This is a genomic window from Stenotrophomonas sp. ZAC14D1_NAIMI4_1 (genome assembly GCF_003086775.1).
In the GTDB taxonomy this organism is placed as follows: Bacteria; Pseudomonadota; Gammaproteobacteria; order Xanthomonadales; family Xanthomonadaceae; genus Stenotrophomonas.
This window is the reverse complement of the sequence record NZ_CP026001.1, coordinates 2,679,119-2,699,532: the sequence shown is the minus strand read 5'-3', so window position 1 is coordinate 2,699,532 and position 20,414 is coordinate 2,679,119. Positions and strand designations below refer to the sequence as shown.

Sequence of the window (20,414 nt, the reverse complement as noted above, 5' to 3'; positions counted from 1 at the left end):
TTGCCGGAATGCGCGATTGCCGTGCCGGAATGAAGTGCCCCGCCACCGTTGAAACCGCTGAAATGTCAGTCACGTGCCGACCGGCATGCCCACTGGATTTCAAGTCGTTCGTCAACGGGGGAAGTGCTCATGAACCGCATTTACCGGCGTGTATGGAACCGCCAGCTCAATGCTCTTGTCGTGGCCTCGGAACTGGCCACCGGCGATGGCGGTGCAACCACGCTCCGCGATCCGCAATCGAAACTGCTGGTGCCCAGCGCACTGGCCCTGGCACTGCTCAGTGTCCTCGCCAGCGGCACAGCGGCCGCCAGTGAAGCCAACCAGTCACTGCGTGACCTGCAGGCACTGGCGGCCAAGTACACCCAGACCATGCCGGTGAAGGTCGATGCCGAAGTGGCACTGGCCGCCGCCGCACGCCAGGCGCAGACCAGCCCGGCCATCAGCACCGATGCGCGCATCGGGCTGCAGCTGAGCACCACCGGCCTGCCGGTGGTACGCGATGTACTGCCGGCCACGGTCAAGGTTTCACTGGGCACCGGCAAGGCGCCGCAGCAGGTGGCCGCGCCGGGCGTGGCGGCCGATGTGCGTGCGTCGGTCGGGCTGGGCAGCAGCACCCGCGTCGAAGCCGCCGTGGCGGCGCAGCTGGCCCCGCAGTCGCAGGCACCGCTCGCCGTGGCCACCACGGCCGCTGCCAAGGCCCATGTGGGCGTAGCGGGCACGCCGGTTGCGGCTCTCGATACCAAGGCTGCGGTCGCCGCAAACGTGGCGGCAACGCCGACCACGTCGCTGTCCGGCCTGAAGGCCGCAGTCGATGGTCAGGTCGATGCAAAGCTGGCGCTGGCCGGCCATGCCATCGAAGGGCAGGGCAAGGTGGGCGCTGCGGCGTCGGCCACGCTGCCGGCCAAGGAGGAACTGCCGGGCGACACCGACGATCGTGCACTGACTGCCGGGCTCGATGGCACCGTCGCCGGCAAGGTGCGCGTGCTGGGCCCGGATGGCGAGGCGGTCATCGCCGACCGCAACCTGAAACTGGCCGGCAGCACGATCGTGGGCGCGCAGACCAGTTCGCTGGGCCTGGGCGGCCTGCTCACCGGCGTCGGCAGTGCGCTGAACGGTGTCGGCGGTGCCGTCGGCAGCCTGGTCAACGGCGATCTCAACGGCACGGTCGGAAACCTCGGCGGTGCCGTGGGCGGCCTGCTCGGCAACACGCTCGATGGCCTGGGCCTGACCCAGCCTTCAGCGATTCCGCCGGACAGCCCGAAGGCGCCCGCAGCAGCTGATCCGAATGCTGGCCTGATCATCGGCACCGGCGGCCTGGTCGGTGGTGTCAGCTCGTTGATCGGCCCGACCACCGCCAGCCTGTTCGGCGGCACCGGCTACCTCTCCAACGGCAACCTGAAGGTCAGCACCGCCAACGTGATGCAGACCTATTCCGCGGTCAACGTGCTGGGCATTCCGCTGGTCAACGCCACACCGGTCGGCACCACCCTCAACGGCCTGGGCGGTGCAGTCACCGGTGGGAATTCACACCTCACGCTGATCGGCGGCGTCACCTCGGACAGCTACATCTACAACATCAACAACGGCAACCCGGGCGGACTGCTGGGGCTGCTGCTGCCGGGCCAGTCGCCGGACTGGGCCGCCAAGTGCCTGGATATCGGCCTGGCCGATATCTCCTGCTGGGCGGTCAATCCGGCGCAGGATTACCAGGTGCTGATGGGTGACGGCGCCTTCGCCAACGGCTCCAGGGAAGTGGTGATCGGCGCCAACGCACGCCACGAACTGCCCAAGGTCGATGCCAGCGTCGCCTTCCCCGGCAACGGTACCAACGATCCGACCAACCCCACCGGCGTGCCCACCGCGGACTACGCCGCGCGCATGGGCCATTCGGTGATCGTCGGCGACAGCGCCTCCGGCACCGCCAACGGGCAGACCCTGCTCGGCGCCGAGGCAACCTCCGACAAGGCCAATTCGGTGGCGCTGGGCTACCGCTCGGCTGCAGTACGTGGCGCGCAGGCCAGCTACAGCGCCTACGGCCTGACCGCAGCGCAGGTGTCCGCCGGTGAAGTGTCGGTGGGCAGCGCCGACGGCGGCGAGCGGCAGATCACCAACCTGGCCGCAGGTAGTGCCAACACCGATGCGGTCAACGTCGCCCAGTTGAGGGGCGCGATCAGCCAGATCGATGCACTGGGCGACGTCGCCGTGACCTACGACCTGGACGCCAACGGCGACCCGGACTACCGCCGTGTCACGCTGGGCAATGGCACCGGCACCACCACTCTGGGCAACCTGGCGGCGGGTGCGATCAGCGCCACCAGCACCGAAGCGGTCAACGGCAGCCAGCTGTTCACCAGCAACGATGCGATCACGCGCTTCTTCGGCGGCCGCACGGCCTTCGACCCGGCCACCGGTGCCTTCACTGCACCGCTGTTCGAGATCAGCACCATCTCCGGAGACGGCGCGATCGCCCAGGGCGCATACGAGAACGCCACCGATGCCTTCGACGCCGTCGATGGCTCGCTGGTGAACCTCAACACGCAGATCAACGACATCCGCAACGGCGGCACCAAGTACCTGCGGGTGAATTCCACCGGCGTGGAAGCCGTGGCGACCGGCAGCGACTCCATCGCCGTCGGCAGCAACGCGCAGGCCACTGCTGCCAACAGTATCGCCGTCGGCGCAGGCAGCCTGGCCGACCGTGACAACACCGTCTCCGTCGGCGCCGCCGGTGCCGAACGCCAGATCGCCCACGTCGCCGCAGCGACCGAGGCGACCGATGCGGTCAACCTGGGCCAGCTGCAGGCATCGGAGGAGGGCGCGCTGCGCTACGACCTCAACGCCGATGGCAGCGTGGACTACGCCAGCGCCACGCTGGGCCAGGGCGGTACCGCCACCACCCTGCGCAACCTGGGCCCGGGCGAAGTCAGCGCGCTCAGCAGCGAAGCCATCAATGGCGCCCAGCTGTTTGCCGCCAACCAGACCGTGGCCACCCACCTGGGCGGCGGTTCGACGGTGGATGGCAACGGCGTGGTCACCGCGCCGACCTACAACATCAACAACGTCGCCGCCAACGGCACCATCAGCCAGGGCAGCTACAACGACGTGGGCAGTGCCTTCGATGCGGTGAGCAATTCGCTGGCCAACGTGGTCGACCAGACCGACGACCTGGACAAGCGCGCCGTGAAATACGATGTGGATGGCAACGGCGACATGATGGATTCGGTCACCCTCAGCGGTACCGGTGGCGCTGCGGTGACGCTGACCAACGTGGCCGCTGGCAGCATCCAGGCCGGCAGCAGCGATGCCATCACCGGCGACCAGCTGTTCGCCACCCACGCCACCATCGCCAACTACTTCGGCGGCAGCACCACCTACGACGGCACCACCTCGCAGTGGACCGCACCGTCCTTCAGCATTTCCAGCATCGCCACCGACGGCAGCATCTCGCTCAACGACTACAGCAACGTTACTGCCGCCTTCTCGGCGGTCGACGGTTCGCTGCGCACGCTCAACCAGCGCATCCTCAACGGCAGCGCCAGTCCCTACCTGGCGGTCAATTCGGCTGCCGCCGCAGCGACCGCGACCGGCGACGAGGCGGTGGCGGTGGGCCCGCAGGCCAGCGCGGCCGGTGCCTCCAGCGTGGCCGTCGGCAACGGCGCCAGCGCCAGCGCCGACAACAGCGTGGCCCTGGGCAGCGGTTCGGTCGCCAGCGTCGGCGCACAGACCGGTTACACCGGCGCCTACGGCGAAGCCGGGGCCAGCAACTCGGCCGGTGAAGTGTCGGTGGGCAGCAGTGGTGCCGAGCGCAAGATCACCAACGTGGCCGACGGCTCCGATGACCACGACGCCACCAACGTGGGCCAGCTGAACAACGGCGTGAACTACGCCATCGACCAGTCCAAGGCCTACACCGACCAGAAGATCCAGAACATCACCAACGTGGCGGGCAGCTTCCGCGCCAACAACAGCAACAACCTGGCCGACCCGGCCGCGACCGGCGCCAACTCCGCCGCCGGTGGTGCCGGTTCCACCGCCGCCGGAGCCAACTCCACTGCGCTGGGCAATGGCGCGCAGGCGCAGGCCGACAACTCGGTGGCGCTGGGCGCCGGCTCCGTCGCCAACCGCGCCAACACGGTGTCGGTGGGCGCTGCCGGTGCCGAACGCCAGGTGGTCAACGTGGCCGACGGCACCCAGGCCACCGATGCGGTCAACGTGCGCCAGCTGCAGGCATCGCAGCAGGGCACGCTGCGCTACGACACCACCGTCAACGGTGACACCAACTTCAACAGCGTCACCCTCGGCAGCACCACCGGCGGCCCGACCACCGTGCGCAACGTGGCGGCCGGTACCGCCGGCACCGATGCGGTCAACGTCGACCAGCTGAGGGCTGGCATGTCGCAGACCCTGGACTGGTCCAAGGCCTATACCGACGAGCGCATGGGCGGCTTCGAGCGGGAACTGCGCAAGACCGACAACCGCGCTTCGGCCGGCATCGCCTCGGCCATGGCCACCGCCGCACTGCCGCAGCCCAGTGAAGCGGGTCGCAGCATGGCCTCGTTCGCGGCGGGCAGCTACAACGGCGAATCGGGCATGGCGCTGGGCATTTCCGGTGTCTCCGAAGGCGGCCGCTGGATCTACAAGTTCAGCGGTTCCACCAACACCCGTGGCGAAGCCGGCGTAGCCGTCGGCGCCGGCATCCAGTGGTAAGCGCGCGGGCCGGGCTGCGCGACAGCCCGGCCCTGCCCACCACATCGACAGGGGGAATCCCAATGACGATCCAACGCACCTCGCGCCCCGGCCCGTTCGCCGCGTCGCTCATCCTGGTCCTGGCCGCCGGCCTGCTGGCCGGTTGCCGCAGCACCGCACCCGCCGGGGAATCGCCGGCTGCAGACACCCTGGTCAGCTTCCCCGATGCCAGCAAGGCATCACTGAAGGAAGGCACCTATCCCGACGTGGCCGATCTGCGCCGCTTCGCCCCTGGCATGAGCAAGCGCCAGCTGTACGCACTGCTGGGCACGCCGCACTTCAACGAAGGCATGTGGGGCGTGCGCAGGTGGAACTACCTGTTCAACTTCCGCACCGCACAGGGCGCGGAGTACTTCACGTGCCAGTTCCAGGTGGAATTCGACGGCAAGGGCATCGCCCAGGCCGGGCACTGGAAGCCGCAGGCCTGCGCGGCCGTGCTTGACCCACCGCCGCCGCCGCCGGTTGCAGCCGCGCCTGCGCCGCTGCCGGCCCAGCCGCTGCGCCTGTCCGCCGATGCGTTGTTCGGCTTCGACAGCGACGTGCTGAGCCAGGAAGGCCAGACGGCGGTGCAGGGCGTGCTCGCACAGGTGCGTGAAGCCAGCCAGGTGCAGTCGATCCAGGTGGTCGGCTACACCGATCGTATCGGCGGCGCCGACTACAACCAGCGGCTGTCGCAGCGGCGTGCCGAGTCGGTGCGGGTGGCACTGGTGCAGGGCGGGGTACCTGCACAGGCCATCAGCGCGGAAGGACGCGGCGCCGCCGACCCCCTCGTGGAGTGCACGCAGCGAAGCCAGCGCGAGCTGATCGCCTGCCTGGCGCCGAACCGCCGCGTACAGATCGCCGGTACCGCCCGGCTCGACTGAGCGCCCCTGCCGGCCCTGCCGGCGCCCGTGTTTCCCCCCTGATCCGCCGGCCGGCGTGGATGCGTCTCCCCCGTCATCTCCGCTTGCCGGCGGGCCAGGTCTTTCCATGGTGCACGCGATGAATGCCCAATTCCTGCCCTTGTCCATGAAGACGGAAACCACAGTCAGCGTGTATGGCCAGCTTGGCAACCATTCAGTGGTGCGCCTTCCCGGCCGGCGCCTTCCCGGCCTGATCCTGCAGGCCGACACCGTGGCCGGGTTCCTCACCCAGCTGCAGGACGCGCAGGCCTGCCTGCGCAGCGGGCGCGCGCAACGTGCCGATGCCGAGATGGACATGCTGATCGACACGCTGCAGCAGTGGTACGCGCTGATCGAATCACGCCTGGCCGATGCAGGCGAGGCACTGTAGCGGCCGCAGGTTCTGCCATCCACGCATGGCGTGGATCTACTGAATCAACCGGATCTGTGGCAGTAGATCCACGCCATGCGTGGATGGACGTCAATCGCTGTCGTCGACGCGTTCGCCCATCAACTCGCGCTGGCGCTTGTCCAGCTCTTCGGCGTAGCGCTTGCGCACGAACGCTTCGGAGACCACGCCCAGCACCTGGCCATCACTGGCTACCACCGCCAGTTCGTCGGCCTGGGTCTGGTCGAAGCGCTGCATCACCGCCACCACGTTGGCGTTGGCGGCCAGCGCAACGTCGCGGTTCTCGGCATAGTCGCCCACCACCGCATCCGGCTTCACGCCATCGCCGTACATGCGCGGAATCTGCACGATGCCGGCGTATTGGCCTTCGCTGTCCACGAGGATCACGCGGCCGCCCGAACCCAGCGGGAAGCGCTGGCGGAACGAGGCCGTATCCAGGTCGGCCGGTGCGGTGGCCACGCCCTTGCGCATCATCCGCCCGGCATTGAGGTTCTGCACCCAGCCCACGTCGCGCGCGCTCTTGATGGTTTCCCCGCGCAGATGCATGCGCCAGGTGGAGAACGAATAGCCGAACCACTGCCGCACCAGCGTGCTGGACACCAGCACAGCGCTCATCACCACGCTGGTCAGCAGGAAGTCGTGGGTGCCCTCCAGCACCAGCATGGCCATGGTCATCGGTGCGCCGACCACGGCGGCCGCCAGCGCGGCCATGCCGGCCAGAGCAGCCGAAGTGGCATCGATCACCGGCACGCCGGTGGCCATCGCCAGCAGGCCGGCAAACAGGGCGCCGACCAGCGTGCCCATGAACAGCGAGGCGAAGAACAGCCCGCCGCGGAAGCCGAAGCCCAGCGAGATGCCCGAGGCCAGGCACTTGAGGGTCAGCAGGGCGCCGATCCAGATCAGCGGCAGGTGGGTGGTCAGGTCCAGGTGCAGCGCGCCATGGCCGGAAGACAGCACCTGCGGGCTGGCCATCGCCAGCGGAATCAGCAGCAGGCCGCCGAGCACCGGGCGGCCCCACAGCGGCAGCGGGCTGCGCTTGACCGTGCCTTCGATCGAAGCGATCAGGCGCATCACCAGGATGCCGACCATGGCGCAGCAGCAGCCGAGCAGGCCGTAGATGGCGTAGTCGGCGGCGCGCACGTCGATGGTGGATGCGGCCGGCAGCAGATAGGCGTCGATGCCGGCCTGGTCTGCCACGAAGGCACCGGCCAGTGCAGCCACGGCCACCGGTGCCAGTGCGGCGGGCGTGTAGGCACCGATCACGATCTCGAAGGCGTAGAACGCGCCAGCCAGGGGCGCACCGAAGGCGGCGGCGATGGCACCGGCCGAACCGGCACCGACCAGGATGCGCACGTCATTGCGGCGCAGGCGCATCACCCGGCCCAGCTGCGAGCCGCTGCCGGCACCCATCTGCGTGTACGACGCCTCCAGGCCCACCGATGCGCCGCAGCCGTTGGAGATCAGGGTCTGGGTCAGCACGATCAGGTTGTCGCGCATCGACATGCGGCCGCCGTGCAGGGCGTTGGCCTCCACCGCATCGAGCAGCGGGCGCTTGAGGCGGGTGGCGGCCAGCGCGACCAGGCCGACCAGCAGGCCGCCCAGCGGCAGCACCAGCAGGGCGGTCCACGGCAGCGAGGGCAGGGAGCTCAGGCGGATGCCTTCATCCAGGCCGTACAGCGCGGCCTGCAGCCAGCGCGCGATGCCCGATTGCAGCAGGGTCAGGCCGCCGGCGAGCAGGCCGACCACCAGGGCGAGGGCGATGAACCACAGGTCGCTGCCGCGCAGGCGCAGGCGCAGGCCCTGGAAGGCCAGATGCAGGCGGGATGGCGAAGCGTGGGAGGACATGGTGGCGGCATGATACGCCGCCACCGTGATCGCTGCCCTCACCGCATCGGGCGGCTGGTGGTTCAGAAGCGGTAGCGGCCCTGCACGTAGAAGGTGCGCGGCGCGGCCACCATGCGCCCGGCGTTGCCGTCGACGTTGCGGGTGTACCAGCGCTTGTCGGCCAGGTTGTTCACGCCCAGCGCGATCTCGCTGTCAGCCAGGCCCGGCACCTGCCAGGCCACCTGCGCGTTCAACAGTCGAACGCCCGGCACCCGGCCCACGCGCGCATCGGCGCTCTCGGCCCAGGTGTTGGCCGCATCGGAGAACTGCCCGCTCTGGTGCGTGCTGGAGACGTTGAAGGTCCAGGCGGCGAGGGCGTAGCGGGCGCCGATGCTGTCGGTGTCGCGCGAGTAGAAGGGCACGTCCAGGCCGCGGTTGTCGCCGGACTGCTGGATCGCCTTGGTCCAGGTGTAGTTCGCGTACAGCTCGAGCCCGGCCAGTGCGCTGTCCTCGGCGAAACGGTACTCCAGCGCGCTCTCCACGCCCTTGTGGTCGGTGGCGCCGATGTTCTGGAAGGTCGGCGGGGTGATGCCCGGCACCTGCTGGATCTGGTTGTCGAAGCGCATCTTGAACACGGTCACTTCCGCGCGCAGGGCGCCGTCCTGCCAGCGCGCACCCAGCTCGGTGGTCTTGGCCACTTCCGGGTTCAGCGGGTTGCTGGCGGTCTGCGAATTCAGCTGGATGTTCTGCACCGGCCCGAACGAGGTGGTGTAGTTGCCGAACACGGTCAGCTGCGGGGTCAGCAGGTAGGCGATGTTGATCGACGGCAGCGCCTTGTCGTTGCGGCTGCTGAAGGTGGTGCCGCCGCCGGCCTGGCGGCGGTCCATGTCGATCCACTCCATGCGCACGCCCGGCGTGATGCGCCACTGGCCCACGGCGATGCGGTCGTCGACGTAGAAGGCGTGCGCATCGGTGGCGTTGTCGAAGCGGGTGATGGCGCTTTCCACGCCGGTGCGGCGGACCACGGTGTAGCTGCGGTCGTTGCCGCGCTCGCGCAGGAAGCGGTAGCCGGCGGTGATGTCATGCACCGTGCTGCCCCAGCGCAGGCGCTGGGTGTAGCGCGGCTCGATGCCCAGCACGCGGTAATCGCGCGGCTGCACGGTCAGCTGGGTGTTGGCAGCGTTGATGAGCGAGCTGGCGCGGTTGCTTTCGTTGTAATACGCCAGCACTTCAAATTCGCTGTTGGCCGACAGGGTATTGGTGTAGCCCAGGTCGATGCCGGTGCGGTGGCCTTTCCAGAAATCGGTGGGGCGGGTGTTCTGGAACGGATCGGCCTCGTACTGGGCGCGGGTCAGGCCGCCCGGGGTCAGCGAGCGCACATCGTAGTACGACAATTTCGCGCGCAGCTCCTGCTGCTCGTCGATGGCATAGGCGAACTTCAGCGCGAGGTCGTCGAAGCGGTCATCGCTGCCCTGGCGCCAGCCGCGGCCGTCCTGGCCCGAGTACAGCAGGGCCATGCCCAGGCCGTTGTCGCCGGTACCGCCGAGGAAGGCGTTGTACTGGGTGCTGTCACCACCGCCGTGGTCGTAGGCGGTGTAGCGCACGCCGGCTTCGCCGTGCAGGCCGGCCTCGGTGGGGATGGCGCGGGTGCTGAAATTGATGATGCCGCCGACGTTCTGCGGCCCGTAGCGCACCGCGCCGCCGCCGCGCACCACGTCGATGGACTCGATGTTGGACAGGCTGGTCGGGGCAAACGAGAGCTGCGGCTGGCCGTAGGGCGCCACTGCCAGCGGCACGCCGTCCAGCAGCACGGTCGAGCGTGGCGAGTAGCGGCCGGTCAGGCCACGCACGCCGATGTTGAGCGAGACCGAGCTGCCGGCCGTGCCCGAGTTGTCGGTGACCTGCACGCCGGGAATGCGGCGCATGGCATCGCCGATGCTGGCTGCGCCGCTGGCGTCGATGCGCTGGCGGTCGACCACGGTGCGGGCACCGGCGAAGCTTTTCACGCTGTCGTGCAGGCCGGTGCCCAGCCAGCTGCCGGAGACCTGGATGCTGTCCAGGGTGGTGGCGCTGTCCTGCGCAAAGGCGGTGGCGGACAGGCACAGGGTCAGGGCGGCGGCCAGGGGCAGGCGGGCCGGGGGCAGGATTCGGAAGGGCATGGAGGCGGGCGCGGAAGGGTCGTAAATGAGAATTATTGCTGATTCCATTCGCCAATGGAATGCGTCTTTCGGGGGTGGCGCGGCCGTGGCCTGAATGGCCCGGTGGTAAAGTGGAAGATTGTTTCCTGACTGCCGAGATCTGCCATGTCCACTGCCGCTTTCTATCCCGTCGGAACCTCTGGCCAGCCGTGGGGCACGGCGGAACGGGAGCAGTGGCGCGGCCGCCAGCAGCGCCTGCGCCGCTATGACCAGGAAGTGCTGCCGCGCATCGAAGCGCTGGCCGGCCGCTTCGAGAAGGTGGCCTATGGCCAGCTCGACTATGCCGGTGAGTCCTACACCCTGTTCGCCCTGCGCAGCCACGACTGGAACCCGGCCCTGCCGGCGGCGCTGGTCACCGGTGGCGTGCACGGCTACGAAACCAGCGGCGTGATGGGGGCGCTGGATTTCCTGGAGCAGCACGCGGCCGACTACGCCGGCAAGGCCAACCTGCTGGTGGCGCCGTGCGTGAACCCGTGGGGCTTCGAGCGCATCAACCGCTGGAACTACGATGCGATCGACCCGAACCGCAATTTCCGCGCTGATGGCCCGGCCCGTGAATCGACCGCCGTCATCGCGCTGATCGCCCCGTACAAGGGGCAGTTCGTGCTGCACATCGACCTGCACGAGACCACCGACAGCGACGAGAGCGAGTTCCGCCCGGCGCTGGCTGCGCGCGATGGCAAGCCGTTCGAACCGGGCCTGATTCCCGATGGCTTCTATCTGGTCGATGACAGCGAGAACCCGCAGCCGGCGTTCCAGCAGGCGGTGATCGCCGCAGTGGAGCAGGTGACCCACATCGCTCCGGCCGACGAGAAGAACGAGATCATCGGTTCGCCGGTGGTCGCCCACGGCGTCATCGAGTACCCGCTGGTGAAGCTGGCGCTGTGCGCGGGCATCACCGGTGCGAAGTACACCACCACCACCGAGGTCTACCCGGACAGCCCGCGGGCGACGCCGGAGCAGTGCAACGACGCGCAGGTGGCGGCGGTGCGCTCGGCGCTGGAGTACGCGCTGGCCCACCGTTGACCGGTTGAAATCGTTCGCATCCACGCATGGCGTGGATCTACTGATGGGTAGTGCCGGCCGCTGGCCGGCAATCGCGGCACTACCTCCTCGCGATCAGCCCAATGCGTCGGCCCACCACAACGCGGCCGGCCCCGGCGGGCTGTCGCGGCGGCGCACCAGGTCGCTGTGGATGCGCCGGGGCCAGCCGGGCAGGCGCAGCTCCAGCAGCCGCCCGCGGTCATAGCGCTGCACCAGTGCCCGTGGCAGTTCAGCCCAGCCGATGCCGTCCTCGGCCATCTCCATCACCATCAGGTAGTCCGAAGCCGTCCACACCCGGCCAGCGGCGGCGCGTGCGTGGTCGGCCTGCGCGCTCAGCCGCACCTGCCGGTGCCGGGCCAGCTGCTGCGAAGCACGCGTGCCGGCCCGTGCCAGTGGATGCTCGAGGGCCACGTAGATCGCCAGCTCGCTGTGGTGGGCCAGCGGCTGCGCCAGCAGCGCATCGGGATAGCGGTCCTGTCGTGGCAGCAGGCCCAGGTCGGCGCGCGCGCTGGTGACGATCTCCAGCACATCGTGGCCTTCGGCATCCAGCCATTCCAGCTCCACCTCGGGAAACGCCTCAGCAAAACGCTGCAGCACGCGTTGCGCCGGGTCGAGCTGGTAGACATCGGAGAACACCACGGTCAGCCGCGGCTCGACGGGCGCGGCCAGGCGTACGCTCAACTGCTGCAGGCGCTGGTCGGCGGCAAGGATCTCCTGCGCGTGGCCGAGCACCTCGCGCCCGGCCTCGGTCAGCTGCGGGTAGCGCGCGCTGCGGTCGAACAGGGCCACCCCCAGGTCGGCTTCCAGGTGGGCGATGGCGGTGCTGACGGTGGACTGGGTCTTGCGCAGGCGCCGCGCCGCTGCGGAGAACGAGCCAAGTGCAGCGGCCTCGACGAAGGCCTGCAGGGATTCGGGAGAGTAGGGCATCGATCCATCGCTCCTGTCGATGGAATCCATCTTGGGGCCAACGTAAAAGGCGATGATACTGCCTCCCGTGCCCACCGCCTTCCTGTGGCAGGCAGCGCTCTTCCACGCACGGCGTGGATCTACCCTCCGGCTCCGGCGCGGCCACAAGGAGTTCCCCATGTCCCGCATTGTTCCTGCCCGTGGCGCGATGGTCGCCTGGGCCTGCCTGACCGTGGCAATCGTCGCCGAAGTGGTCGGCACGTCGTTCATGGCCCACGCCGCCCGCGATGGCGGCTGGGTCGGCTATGCGGTGATGGCGGCCGCACTGGCGCTGTCGTATTACTTCCTGGCGTTGTCGGTGCGCCGCATCGCGGTGGGCGTGGCCTATGCCGTGTGGGAAGGCCTGGGCCTGACCCTGCTGACCGTGGTCGGTGTGTGGGTGTTCGGCGAGCACCTGTCGCTGCAGCAGCTGGCCGGCCTGGGGCTGGCGGTGGTCGGCATCGTCTGCGTCACCCTGGGGGAGGCGCACGCATGAACATGACCGCACTGTTTTTCGTGATCTGTTCGGCCCTGATCGACGTGGCCGCCAACATGATGGTGGCCCGATCCGATGGCTTCCGCCGCTGGCGCTGGGGTGCCGGGGCCATCGTGCTGGTCTGGATCGCTTTCGCGATGCTGGGCCAGGCAGTGCGCCACATCGACCTCGCCACGGCCTATGCGTTGTGGGGCGCCATCGGTGTGATCGGCACGGCCACCTGCGGCCGCCTGCTGTTCGGCAACCGGCTGCGCCCCATCGGCTGGGTAGGCATCGGCCTGGTCACCGCTGCGGTCCTGCTGCTCAGCACCGCCTGAGCGGCGGCGATTGCGGCGCGCGGTGGGGTGGCCGACACTGCAGGCATCCCGCAATGGAGTGCCCGCCATGTTCAGCCACATCACCGTCGGTTCCAACGATCTTGCAGTCTCGCGCCGCTTCTACGACGCCTTGTTCGCCGCCATGGGCGGGCGCCCGGGCATGACCGACGAAGACGGCAAGCTGGTCTACATCAAGGAGGGGCGGATGTTCATCGTCACCCCGCCCATCGATGGCCAGCCGGCCTGCCACGCCAACGGCGGCACCATTGGTTTCGCGCTGCAGTCCCCGCAGGCGGTGCACGCCTGGCAGGAGGCCGGCGTGGCCCAGGGTGGCAGCGCCATCGAAGCGCCGGCCGGTGTGCGCCACAAGGCGGGGCGCCAGTTGTACCTGGCCTACCTGCGCGATCCGGATGGCAACAAGCTGTGCGGTGTACACGTGATGGGCTGTGTGGCGCGGCGCGCGCGTGATAGCACGCCGCACCTGTCCGCGGGCTGTCGTCGCGACCGTGCACTTCATCCTGCGTCCACTGCCGTTCACGCAGACTCGGTCGGCTAATCCCTGATCGACCGGAGATGGCTGCCGATGGAAGCACTGGAGCCTCAACACCCCCCGGTGCGCACTCTCCGGCCCGTCTTCGCCTTCGCGGCGATCGTTGTCGTTGCCTTCGCACTGTTCGTCAGCCTGTTCCCGCTGGGGGCCGGCCGCCTGCTGCTGAAGGCGCAGGACTGGGCCGCACTCAACGTCGGTTGGTACTACCTGCTGGCGATGACCCTGTACCTGGTGTTCGTGGTGGGCGTGGCGCTGTCCAAGTACGGCGGCATCAAGCTCGGCGCAGACCACGACGAGCCGGAATTCAGCTATCTCTCGTGGGCCGGCATGCTGTTCGCCGCCGGCATCAGCATCACCCTGTTCTTCTTCTGCGTTTCCGAGCCGCTCACCCATTACCTGCAGCCGCCGCAGGGCGATGCCGCTGCTGGCGAGGCAGGCGCGCGGCAGGCCATGCAGCTGCTGTTCCTGCACTGGGGCCTGCATGGCTGGGGCGTGTTCGCGCTGGCGGCCATGGCGATGGCCTACTTCGCCTACCGCCACAACCTGCCGCTGGCGCTGCGCTCGGCGCTGTACCCGCTCATCGGCAAGCGCATCAACGGCCCCATCGGCTACACCGTGGATGCACTGGGCATCGTCGCCACCGTGTTCGGCATCGGTGCCGACATGGGTTTCGGCGTGCTGCACCTCAACGCCGGCCTGACCCACCTGTTCAACGTGCCGCACTCCAACCTGGTGCAGATCCTGCTGGTGGCCAGCATGATGGGCGCCGCCGTGGCGGTGGCCGTGTCCGGGGTGGAGAAGGGCGTGCGCTGGATGGCCAACATCAACATGCTGCTGGCCATCGCGCTGGTGCTGTTCATGCTGTGCGCCGGCCCCACCCAGTACCTGCTCAGCACGCTCATGCAGAACCTGGGCGATTACCTGGGCAGCGTGGTCGGCAAGAGCTTCGACGTGTATGCCTATGGCGGCCGCCCGCAGTGGCTCGGTGGCTGGACGGTGTTCTACTGGGCCTGGTGGATCGGCTGGGCGCCGTTCGTGGGGCTGTTCATCGCGCGCATCTCGCGTGGCCGCACCATCCGCGAATTCGTGTTCGGCGTGCTGCTGATACCGCTCGGTTTCACCCTGGCGTGGCTGTCGATCTTCGGCAACAGTGCGCTGGACCAGGTGCTGCACCATGGCCAGCAGCAGCTGGCACAGCTGGCGGTGGATGATCCGCCCACGGTGCTGTACGCGCTGCTGGATGGCTACCCATGGAGTCGGGTGGTGATCGCGGTGACCGTGCTGGTGAGTTTCATCTTCTTCGTGACCTCGGCTGATTCGGGCGCGGTGGTGCTGTCCACGCTGTCCTCGCACGGCGGTGCGCCTGAGGACGACGGCCCGCGCTGGCTGCGCGTGTTCTGGGGCACGGTCATCGCGGTGCTCACCGCAGGCCTGCTGCTGGCCGGCAGCATCGATGCGCTGAAATCGGCGGTGGTGCTGGCCTCGCTGCCGTTCTCGGCGGTGCTGCTGCTGATGATGTGGGGCCTGACCCGCGCCTTCAGTGACGAATCGCACCGCGAGCGCGCGCAGCAGTTCCGGCCATCACCGCTGATCGGCGATGACCGCCACCACCAGGGCTGGCGCCAGCGCCTGAGCCAGGCCATGCACTTCCCGGTGCGCGACCAGGTCTACCGCTTCATGGACGATACGGTGAAGCCAGCGATGGAAGCGGTGGCCGAGCAGCTGCGCGGGCAGGGCTGGGATGTGGCCACGCGCTTCGAGGCGGGCGACATGGAACTGTCGGTCAACCACGGCGAGCAGCAGGATTTCCTGTACCGGGTGATCCTCAGCGGCTACCTGACCCCGTCCTTCGCCGCCCAGCAGCTGCGCAACCAGCGCTACTACCGCGCCGAAGTGCATCTGTTCGAAGGCAGCCAGGACTACGACCTGGTCGGCTACAGCCGCAAGCAGATCATCAACGACATCATCAGCCAGTACGAACGCCACCTGCAGTTCCTGCATCTGAGCCGTTGATGGGTGGGTGCGGACCGTTGGTCCGCACCTCCGTGTAGAGCCGAGCCCACGCTCGGCTCCACCATGCGGTGATCAGACCCGCAGCAGCACCTTGCCGCCGCGCCCCGGCTGCGCGCTTGCAGTGGCTGCGGCCTGGATGTCATCCAGCGCGAAGATGCCGTCCACCGGCAGGGTCAGCTCGCCGCTGGCCGCGCGCTGCAGTAGTTCGCCCACCAGCCGACGCTTGTCTTCCACCGGCATCGCCTGGCTGACCTTGCTGCCCCAGAAGCCCTTCACCGTGGCTTCCTTGTAGATCAGGCCGCTGGCGGGGATGCGCATCGCCTCGCCACTCATCACCCCGAACGAGACCAGGGTGCCGTGCAGGCCGAGCAGCTCGACCAGATCGGCGCTGGCATCGCCACCGATGGAATCGACCGCAGCGGCTGCCTGTGCTTCGCCCGTGGCCTCGCGCACGCGGTCCTTCCAGCCGTCCTGCGACGTATCGAACACGTGGTCGATGCCGAGCGCCTGCAGCTGCGCGACCGCCTTGGCATTGCGCACCAAGTTGGCCACGTTGACCCCGCGTGCGCGCGCCAGCATCGCCAGCGACTTGCCGACGGCGCCGTTGGCGGTGTTCTGCACGATCCACTGGCCGGCCTCGACGTGCAGGAATTCCAGCAGCATCAGGGCGCTCAGCGGCATCGCGATCAACTGTGCCGCGGTTTCATCGGCGATGGCGTCCGGCATCGGGATGACCATGCGCGCCGGCGCGATGAACGCCTCGGCCCAGGTGGCATGCACCGACGCAGCGGCGACGCGCTGGCCGACCTGCAGGCCCTGCACGCCTTCGCCGAGGGCATCGACCACGCCCAGCGCTTCGCTGCCGCCTACAGCCGGCAAGGTCGGCTTGTAGCCATACAGGCCGCGCACGGTCAGCAGGTCGTGGTTGTGGATGGAGGCGAGCGTGGTGCGGATGCGTACCTCGCCGGGGCCAGGCTCGGGCAGGGCGACATCGGCGATGGCAAGGACGGTGGCGGGATCGCCGAAGGCGGTGTACTGGGCAGCACGCATGGGGGACTTCCGGTTGAAAAGGAGGTTGTAACCAACTGGGGATGGCGGCGCCGTGGACAAGGCGCCGGTGGTGCAACACGGCATCCTGCGACGGATCGTCGCGGCATGTCGTGATTACCGCATCTTGTGTTGACGGTTCGATCCATCCCCACTATGTTGTGGCCGTCACCCCCGGTCAGCCGCCGCCGCCGGACACGCAGCAAACGTCCCGCGGCCCGCCCCTGAAGGCTTGCCGTGTCGACGCGGCCGCCATCGTGCGGACACAGGTCGCCCCCACGGCCCGGATACCGGCCGCAGGCGCAGGCTATCGCCGACGACCTCGTGTTCCCGCGCTTTGGCATACATCCCCGATCGCCCCGTGCGCCGGTATCGCGTGCAGGGCCGCCATGGCATCGAACGCCACCGCGCGTGCGAGCCTGGAGTTCCACCACCATGACCGACAACACCTACCGCACGGCCGATCTGGCCGGCGCCGGCGACGCTTTGCGCGCTGCGGGCGAGCACGTGCCGACCTGGATCAGCAAGGAAGCGGGCAACCGCCGGCTGCCGTTCGACGCCGGACGCCTGCAGCGCAGCATCGACAGCGTGCATGCCGAGTTCCCGCAGCTGGACGTGGGCGACTACCGCCGCGTGGTGCAGGCGATGGTCGAGCGCAAGCCGAGCATCAGCGCCGATGACCTGGTGGACCTGCTGATCCGCGAGGCCGAATCGCGCGTGGACCTGGTGGCGCCGGAATGGGAGCAGTTCGCCGCGCGGCTGTACCTGCGCCGGCTGTACAAGCGCGCCAGCCGCAACCGCTTCTACGATGTCAGCCTGAAATACGGTTCCTACGTGGGCCTGCAGGAAAGCCTGGCCGACCGCGGCGTGTACAGCAACGACATCCTGCGCTGCTATTCGAAGGACGAACTGCAGCAGGCCGGCCAGATGATCGAGCCCGAGCGCGACCGCCTGTTCGCCTACAACGGCCTGTACCTGCTGGCCACGCGCTACCTGGCCAGCGACCGCAGCCGCGAGGTGTACGAACTGCCGCAGGAGCGCTGGCTGACCATCGCGCTGTACCTGATGCAGGACGAGAAGCCCAGGGAGCGCCGCATGCAGCTGGTGGGCGAGGCCTACTGGGCGCTGTCCAACCTGTACATGACGGTGGCCACGCCGACCCTGGCCAACGCCGGCAAGGTCGGCGGGCAGCTGTCCAGCTGCTTCATCGATACAGTGGATGACAGCCTGCAGGGCATCTATGACTCCAACACCGATATCGCCCGGGTGTCCAAGCACGGTGGCGGCGTGGGTGCCTACCTCGGCTATGTGCGCAGCAGCGGCGCGCCGATCCGCGGCGTGCCCAATTCCTCCGGCGGCGTGGTCCCGTGGATCAAGCAGCTCAACAACACCGCCGTGTCGGTCGACCAGCTGGGCCAGCGCAAGGGCGCGGTGGCGGTGTACCTGGACATCTGGCATCGCGACATCGAGGCCTTCCTCGATCTGCGCCTGAACAATGGCGACCAGCGGCTGCGCGCGCATGATGTGTTCACTGCGGTCTGCGTGCCCGATCTGTTCATGGAGGCGGTGGAGCGTCGGGCCGATTGGTACCTGTTCGACCCGCACGAGGTGAAGCAGGCCAAGGGCTGGTACCTGCAGGACTTCTACGATGAGACGCGGGGTGCGGGCAGCTTCCGCGACCGCTATGCCGAACTGGTGGGCGACGAGCGCATCAGCCGCCGTACCGTGCGTGCCATCGATCTGTTCAAGCGGGTCATGGTGAGCCAGCTGGAGACCGGCAACCCGTTCCTGTTCTACCGCGATGAAGTGAACCGCAAGAACCCGAACAAGCACGCGGGCATGGTCTATTCCAGCAACCTGTGCACCGAGATCCTGCAGAACATGAGCCCGACGCGGATGATCCAGGAGATCGTCAGCGGCGACCAGATCGTCACCACCCGGCGTGCCGGCGATTTCGTGGTCTGCAACCTGTCCTCGATCAACCTCGGGCGGGCCATCACCGCACCGGACGATCTGCTGGCCAAGGATGTGCTGGAGCGCCTGATTCCCATCCAGGTGCGCATGCTCGACAACGTCATCGACCTCAATGCACTGCCGGTGCCGCAGGCCACCATCACCAACCGCAAGTACCGCGCCATCGGGCTGGGCACCTTCGGCTGGCATCACCTGCTCGCGCAGCAGGGCATCCAGTGGGAGACGGCAGAGGCCGAGACGCTGTCGGACACGCTGTTCGAGCGCATCAACTTCCTGACCATCCAGGCCAGCCTGCAGCTGGCCCGCGAAAAGGGCAGCTACCCGATGTTCGCTGGCAGCGACTGGCAGACCGGTGCCTATTTCCGTGACCGCCGCTACGAAGGCGCCGCCTGGGACAGCCTGGCCCGCGACGTGGCCACGCATGGCCTGCGCAACGGCTGGCTGCTGGCAGTGGCACCGAACATGAGTACCGCGCAGATCGCCGGATCCACCGCGTCGATCGACCCGATCTACAGCGCGTTCTACTACGAGGAAAAGAAGGACTTCCGCCGGCCCGTGGCTGCACCGGGGTTGTCGCTGGAAACGTGGCCCTACTACGAGAAGGGTGCCTACAAGGTCGACCAGTTCGCCAGCGTGCGGCAGAACGCCCGCCGCCAGCGCCACGTCGACCAGGCCATCAGCTTCAACCTGTACGTGCCCAGCACCATCCGCGCCAGCACGCTGCTGGAGCTGCACCTGAGCGCGTGGCGCGAGGGCCTGAAAACCACCTACTACGTGCGCTCCAACGACATCGACATCAGCGAATGCGAGTGGTGCTCCAGCTGACGACCCACGGTAGCGCCGGGCCACGCCCGGCGAGCGCATCGCGCGACCGTCATTCATTCCGCCGGGCAAGGCCCGGCGCTACCCCCTGCAGGTAAGACCATGGCAACCCCCCTCGACCGCATCAAGATCCTCGAACCGCGCCACCCCAACCGCAGCACCGGCATCATCAACGGCCGCACCAGTGGCATCCTCAACTGGAACGACATTCCGTACCCGTCGTTCTATCGGGCCTACAAGGAGCTGTCGACCAACTTCTGGATCCCCGACGAGGTGGACATGAAGCTGGACGCGCGCCAGTACGGCGAGCTGTCCGGGCGCGAGAAGAATGCCTATGACTCGATCATCGGCCTGCTGGCCACGCTCGATTCGCCGCAGACCCGCTTCATCTACAACGTGGCCGAGTACATCACCGACCCGGCGGCACATGCCAACGCGGCGATCATCGGCCAGCAGGAAGTGATCCACAACGAGAGCTACAGCTACGTGCTGGCCTCGATCACCGACCTGCCCAACCAGAACCGCGTGTTCGAACTGGCGCGCACCCATCCGACCATCATCAAGCGCAATGCGCCGATCATGGGGGCGTATGACGATTTCATGCGCGAGAAGACCGCCGAGACCCTGCTGAAGTCGCTGATCCAGTCGTCCATCCTGGAGGGCATCAATTTCTATTCCGGCTTTGCGTACTTCTACAACATGGTGCGGCAGAACCGCATGACCGGAACCGGCAAGATCATCAGTTTCATCAACCGCGACGAGCTGGCCCACACCAAGTTCATCAGCGAGCTGATCCGCGCCATCATCGGCGAGAACCCGGAGCTGCAGACCAACGAACTGACGGCCTATGTGCACCAGGCGTTCGAGCACGCCATCGAGCTGGAAACCCAGTGGTCGTCGGAAGTGCTGGACGGCATCGACGGCATCGACGTCGAGGAGATGACCCGCTACGTGAAGTACCGCGCCAACAAGATGGCCGGCATGCTGGGCATCGAGCGCCTGTACAGCGACACCACCGACAACGTGATGCCGTGGATCAAGGCCTACGCCGACAACTTCACCGAAACCAAGACCGACTTCTTCGAGATGCGCAATGCAAGTTACAAGAAGACCAACGTCGACAACGGCTTCGACGACCTCTGAGCCGG

14 protein-coding genes are annotated in these 20,414 nt (G+C 68.0%); 10 read left to right on the top strand and 4 right to left on the bottom strand.

What is annotated here, in order from left to right:
• Nucleotides 1-129: 129 nt before the first annotated feature.
• From C1927_RS12470 to C1927_RS12460, 3 genes are all read left to right on the top strand, one after another.
• Nucleotides 130-4,707: a YadA-like family protein gene (locus tag C1927_RS12470; protein ID WP_108746859.1), complete on the top strand. Its 4,578-nt coding sequence runs from the start codon at nt 130-132 to the stop codon at nt 4,705-4,707.
• Between the two features lie 62 nt (nt 4,708-4,769).
• Nucleotides 4,770-5,609 (top strand): OmpA family protein, encoded by an 840-nt coding sequence (locus C1927_RS12465; protein WP_108746858.1) that lies wholly within the window; start codon nt 4,770-4,772, stop codon nt 5,607-5,609.
• Nucleotides 5,610-5,715: 106 nt separating this feature from the next.
• A complete protein-coding gene (locus C1927_RS12460; protein WP_079222152.1) occupies nt 5,716-6,018 on the top strand; it encodes a hypothetical protein in 303 nt (100 codons plus the stop codon).
• A 90-nt stretch (nt 6,019-6,108) separates the two neighbouring features.
• Here the strand turns inward: C1927_RS12460 and C1927_RS12455 are convergent, their stop codons facing one another.
• Complete coding sequence (locus tag C1927_RS12455) at nt 6,109-7,881, bottom strand: chloride channel protein (RefSeq protein ID WP_254051474.1); 1,773 nt, start codon at nt 7,879-7,881, stop codon at nt 6,109-6,111.
• Nucleotides 7,882-7,943: 62 nt separating this feature from the next.
• Nucleotides 7,944-10,019, bottom strand: a complete 2,076-nt coding sequence (locus tag C1927_RS12450) for a TonB-dependent siderophore receptor (RefSeq protein ID WP_108746856.1) — start codon at nt 10,017-10,019, stop codon at nt 7,944-7,946.
• A 144-nt stretch (nt 10,020-10,163) separates the two neighbouring features.
• On the opposite strand from C1927_RS12450, the gene C1927_RS12445 reads away from it, so the two are divergent.
• The gene (locus C1927_RS12445) at nt 10,164-11,084 is read left to right on the top strand and encodes a M14 family metallocarboxypeptidase (protein WP_108746855.1); all 921 of its coding nucleotides are present in this window, start codon (nt 10,164-10,166) and stop codon (nt 11,082-11,084) included.
• Nucleotides 11,085-11,177: 93 nt separating this feature from the next.
• On the opposite strand, the gene C1927_RS12440 is transcribed toward C1927_RS12445, so the two are convergent.
• Nucleotides 11,178-12,029, bottom strand: coding sequence for a LysR family transcriptional regulator (locus C1927_RS12440; protein WP_108746854.1), 852 nt, complete (start codon nt 12,027-12,029; stop codon nt 11,178-11,180).
• A 157-nt stretch (nt 12,030-12,186) separates the two neighbouring features.
• Between C1927_RS12440 and C1927_RS12435 the strand changes: the two genes are divergently transcribed.
• The 4 genes from C1927_RS12435 to betT all read left to right on the top strand — a co-directional run bounded on the left by C1927_RS12435 (nt 12,187) and on the right by betT (nt 15,423).
• Entirely contained in the window at nt 12,187-12,543 is a 357-nt protein-coding gene (locus tag C1927_RS12435) for an SMR family transporter (RefSeq protein WP_108746853.1), read from the top strand.
• A complete protein-coding gene (locus C1927_RS12430; protein WP_108746852.1) occupies nt 12,540-12,860 on the top strand; it encodes a multidrug efflux SMR transporter in 321 nt (106 codons plus the stop codon). Before C1927_RS12435 ends, C1927_RS12430 begins: the two co-directional genes overlap by 4 nt.
• Nucleotides 12,861-12,927: 67 nt before the next feature.
• Complete coding sequence (locus tag C1927_RS12425) at nt 12,928-13,416, top strand: VOC family protein (RefSeq protein ID WP_254051473.1); 489 nt, start codon at nt 12,928-12,930, stop codon at nt 13,414-13,416.
• A 27-nt stretch (nt 13,417-13,443) separates the two neighbouring features.
• Nucleotides 13,444-15,423 (top strand): choline BCCT transporter BetT, encoded by a 1,980-nt coding sequence (gene betT / locus C1927_RS12420; protein ID WP_108746851.1) that lies wholly within the window; start codon nt 13,444-13,446, stop codon nt 15,421-15,423.
• 72 nt (nt 15,424-15,495) lie between these two features.
• Here the strand turns inward: betT and C1927_RS12415 are convergent, their stop codons facing one another.
• Nucleotides 15,496-16,473 carry a zinc-binding dehydrogenase gene (locus C1927_RS12415; RefSeq protein WP_079222143.1) on the bottom strand — a complete coding sequence of 326 codons (978 nt, stop codon included), beginning with the start codon at nt 16,471-16,473 and terminating at the stop codon, nt 15,496-15,498.
• Nucleotides 16,474-16,905: 432 nt separating this feature from the next.
• Here C1927_RS12415 and C1927_RS12410 point away from each other — a divergent pair, with 432 nt between their 5' ends.
• Nucleotides 16,906-19,269 carry a ribonucleoside-diphosphate reductase subunit alpha gene (locus C1927_RS12410; RefSeq protein ID WP_108746850.1) on the top strand — a complete coding sequence of 788 codons (2,364 nt, stop codon included), beginning with the start codon at nt 16,906-16,908 and terminating at the stop codon, nt 19,267-19,269.
• Nucleotides 19,270-19,368: 99 nt separating this feature from the next.
• Entirely contained in the window at nt 19,369-20,409 is a 1,041-nt protein-coding gene (locus C1927_RS12405) for a ribonucleotide-diphosphate reductase subunit beta (protein ID WP_079222141.1), read from the top strand.
• The last annotated feature ends 5 nt before the right edge of the window (nt 20,410-20,414 follow it).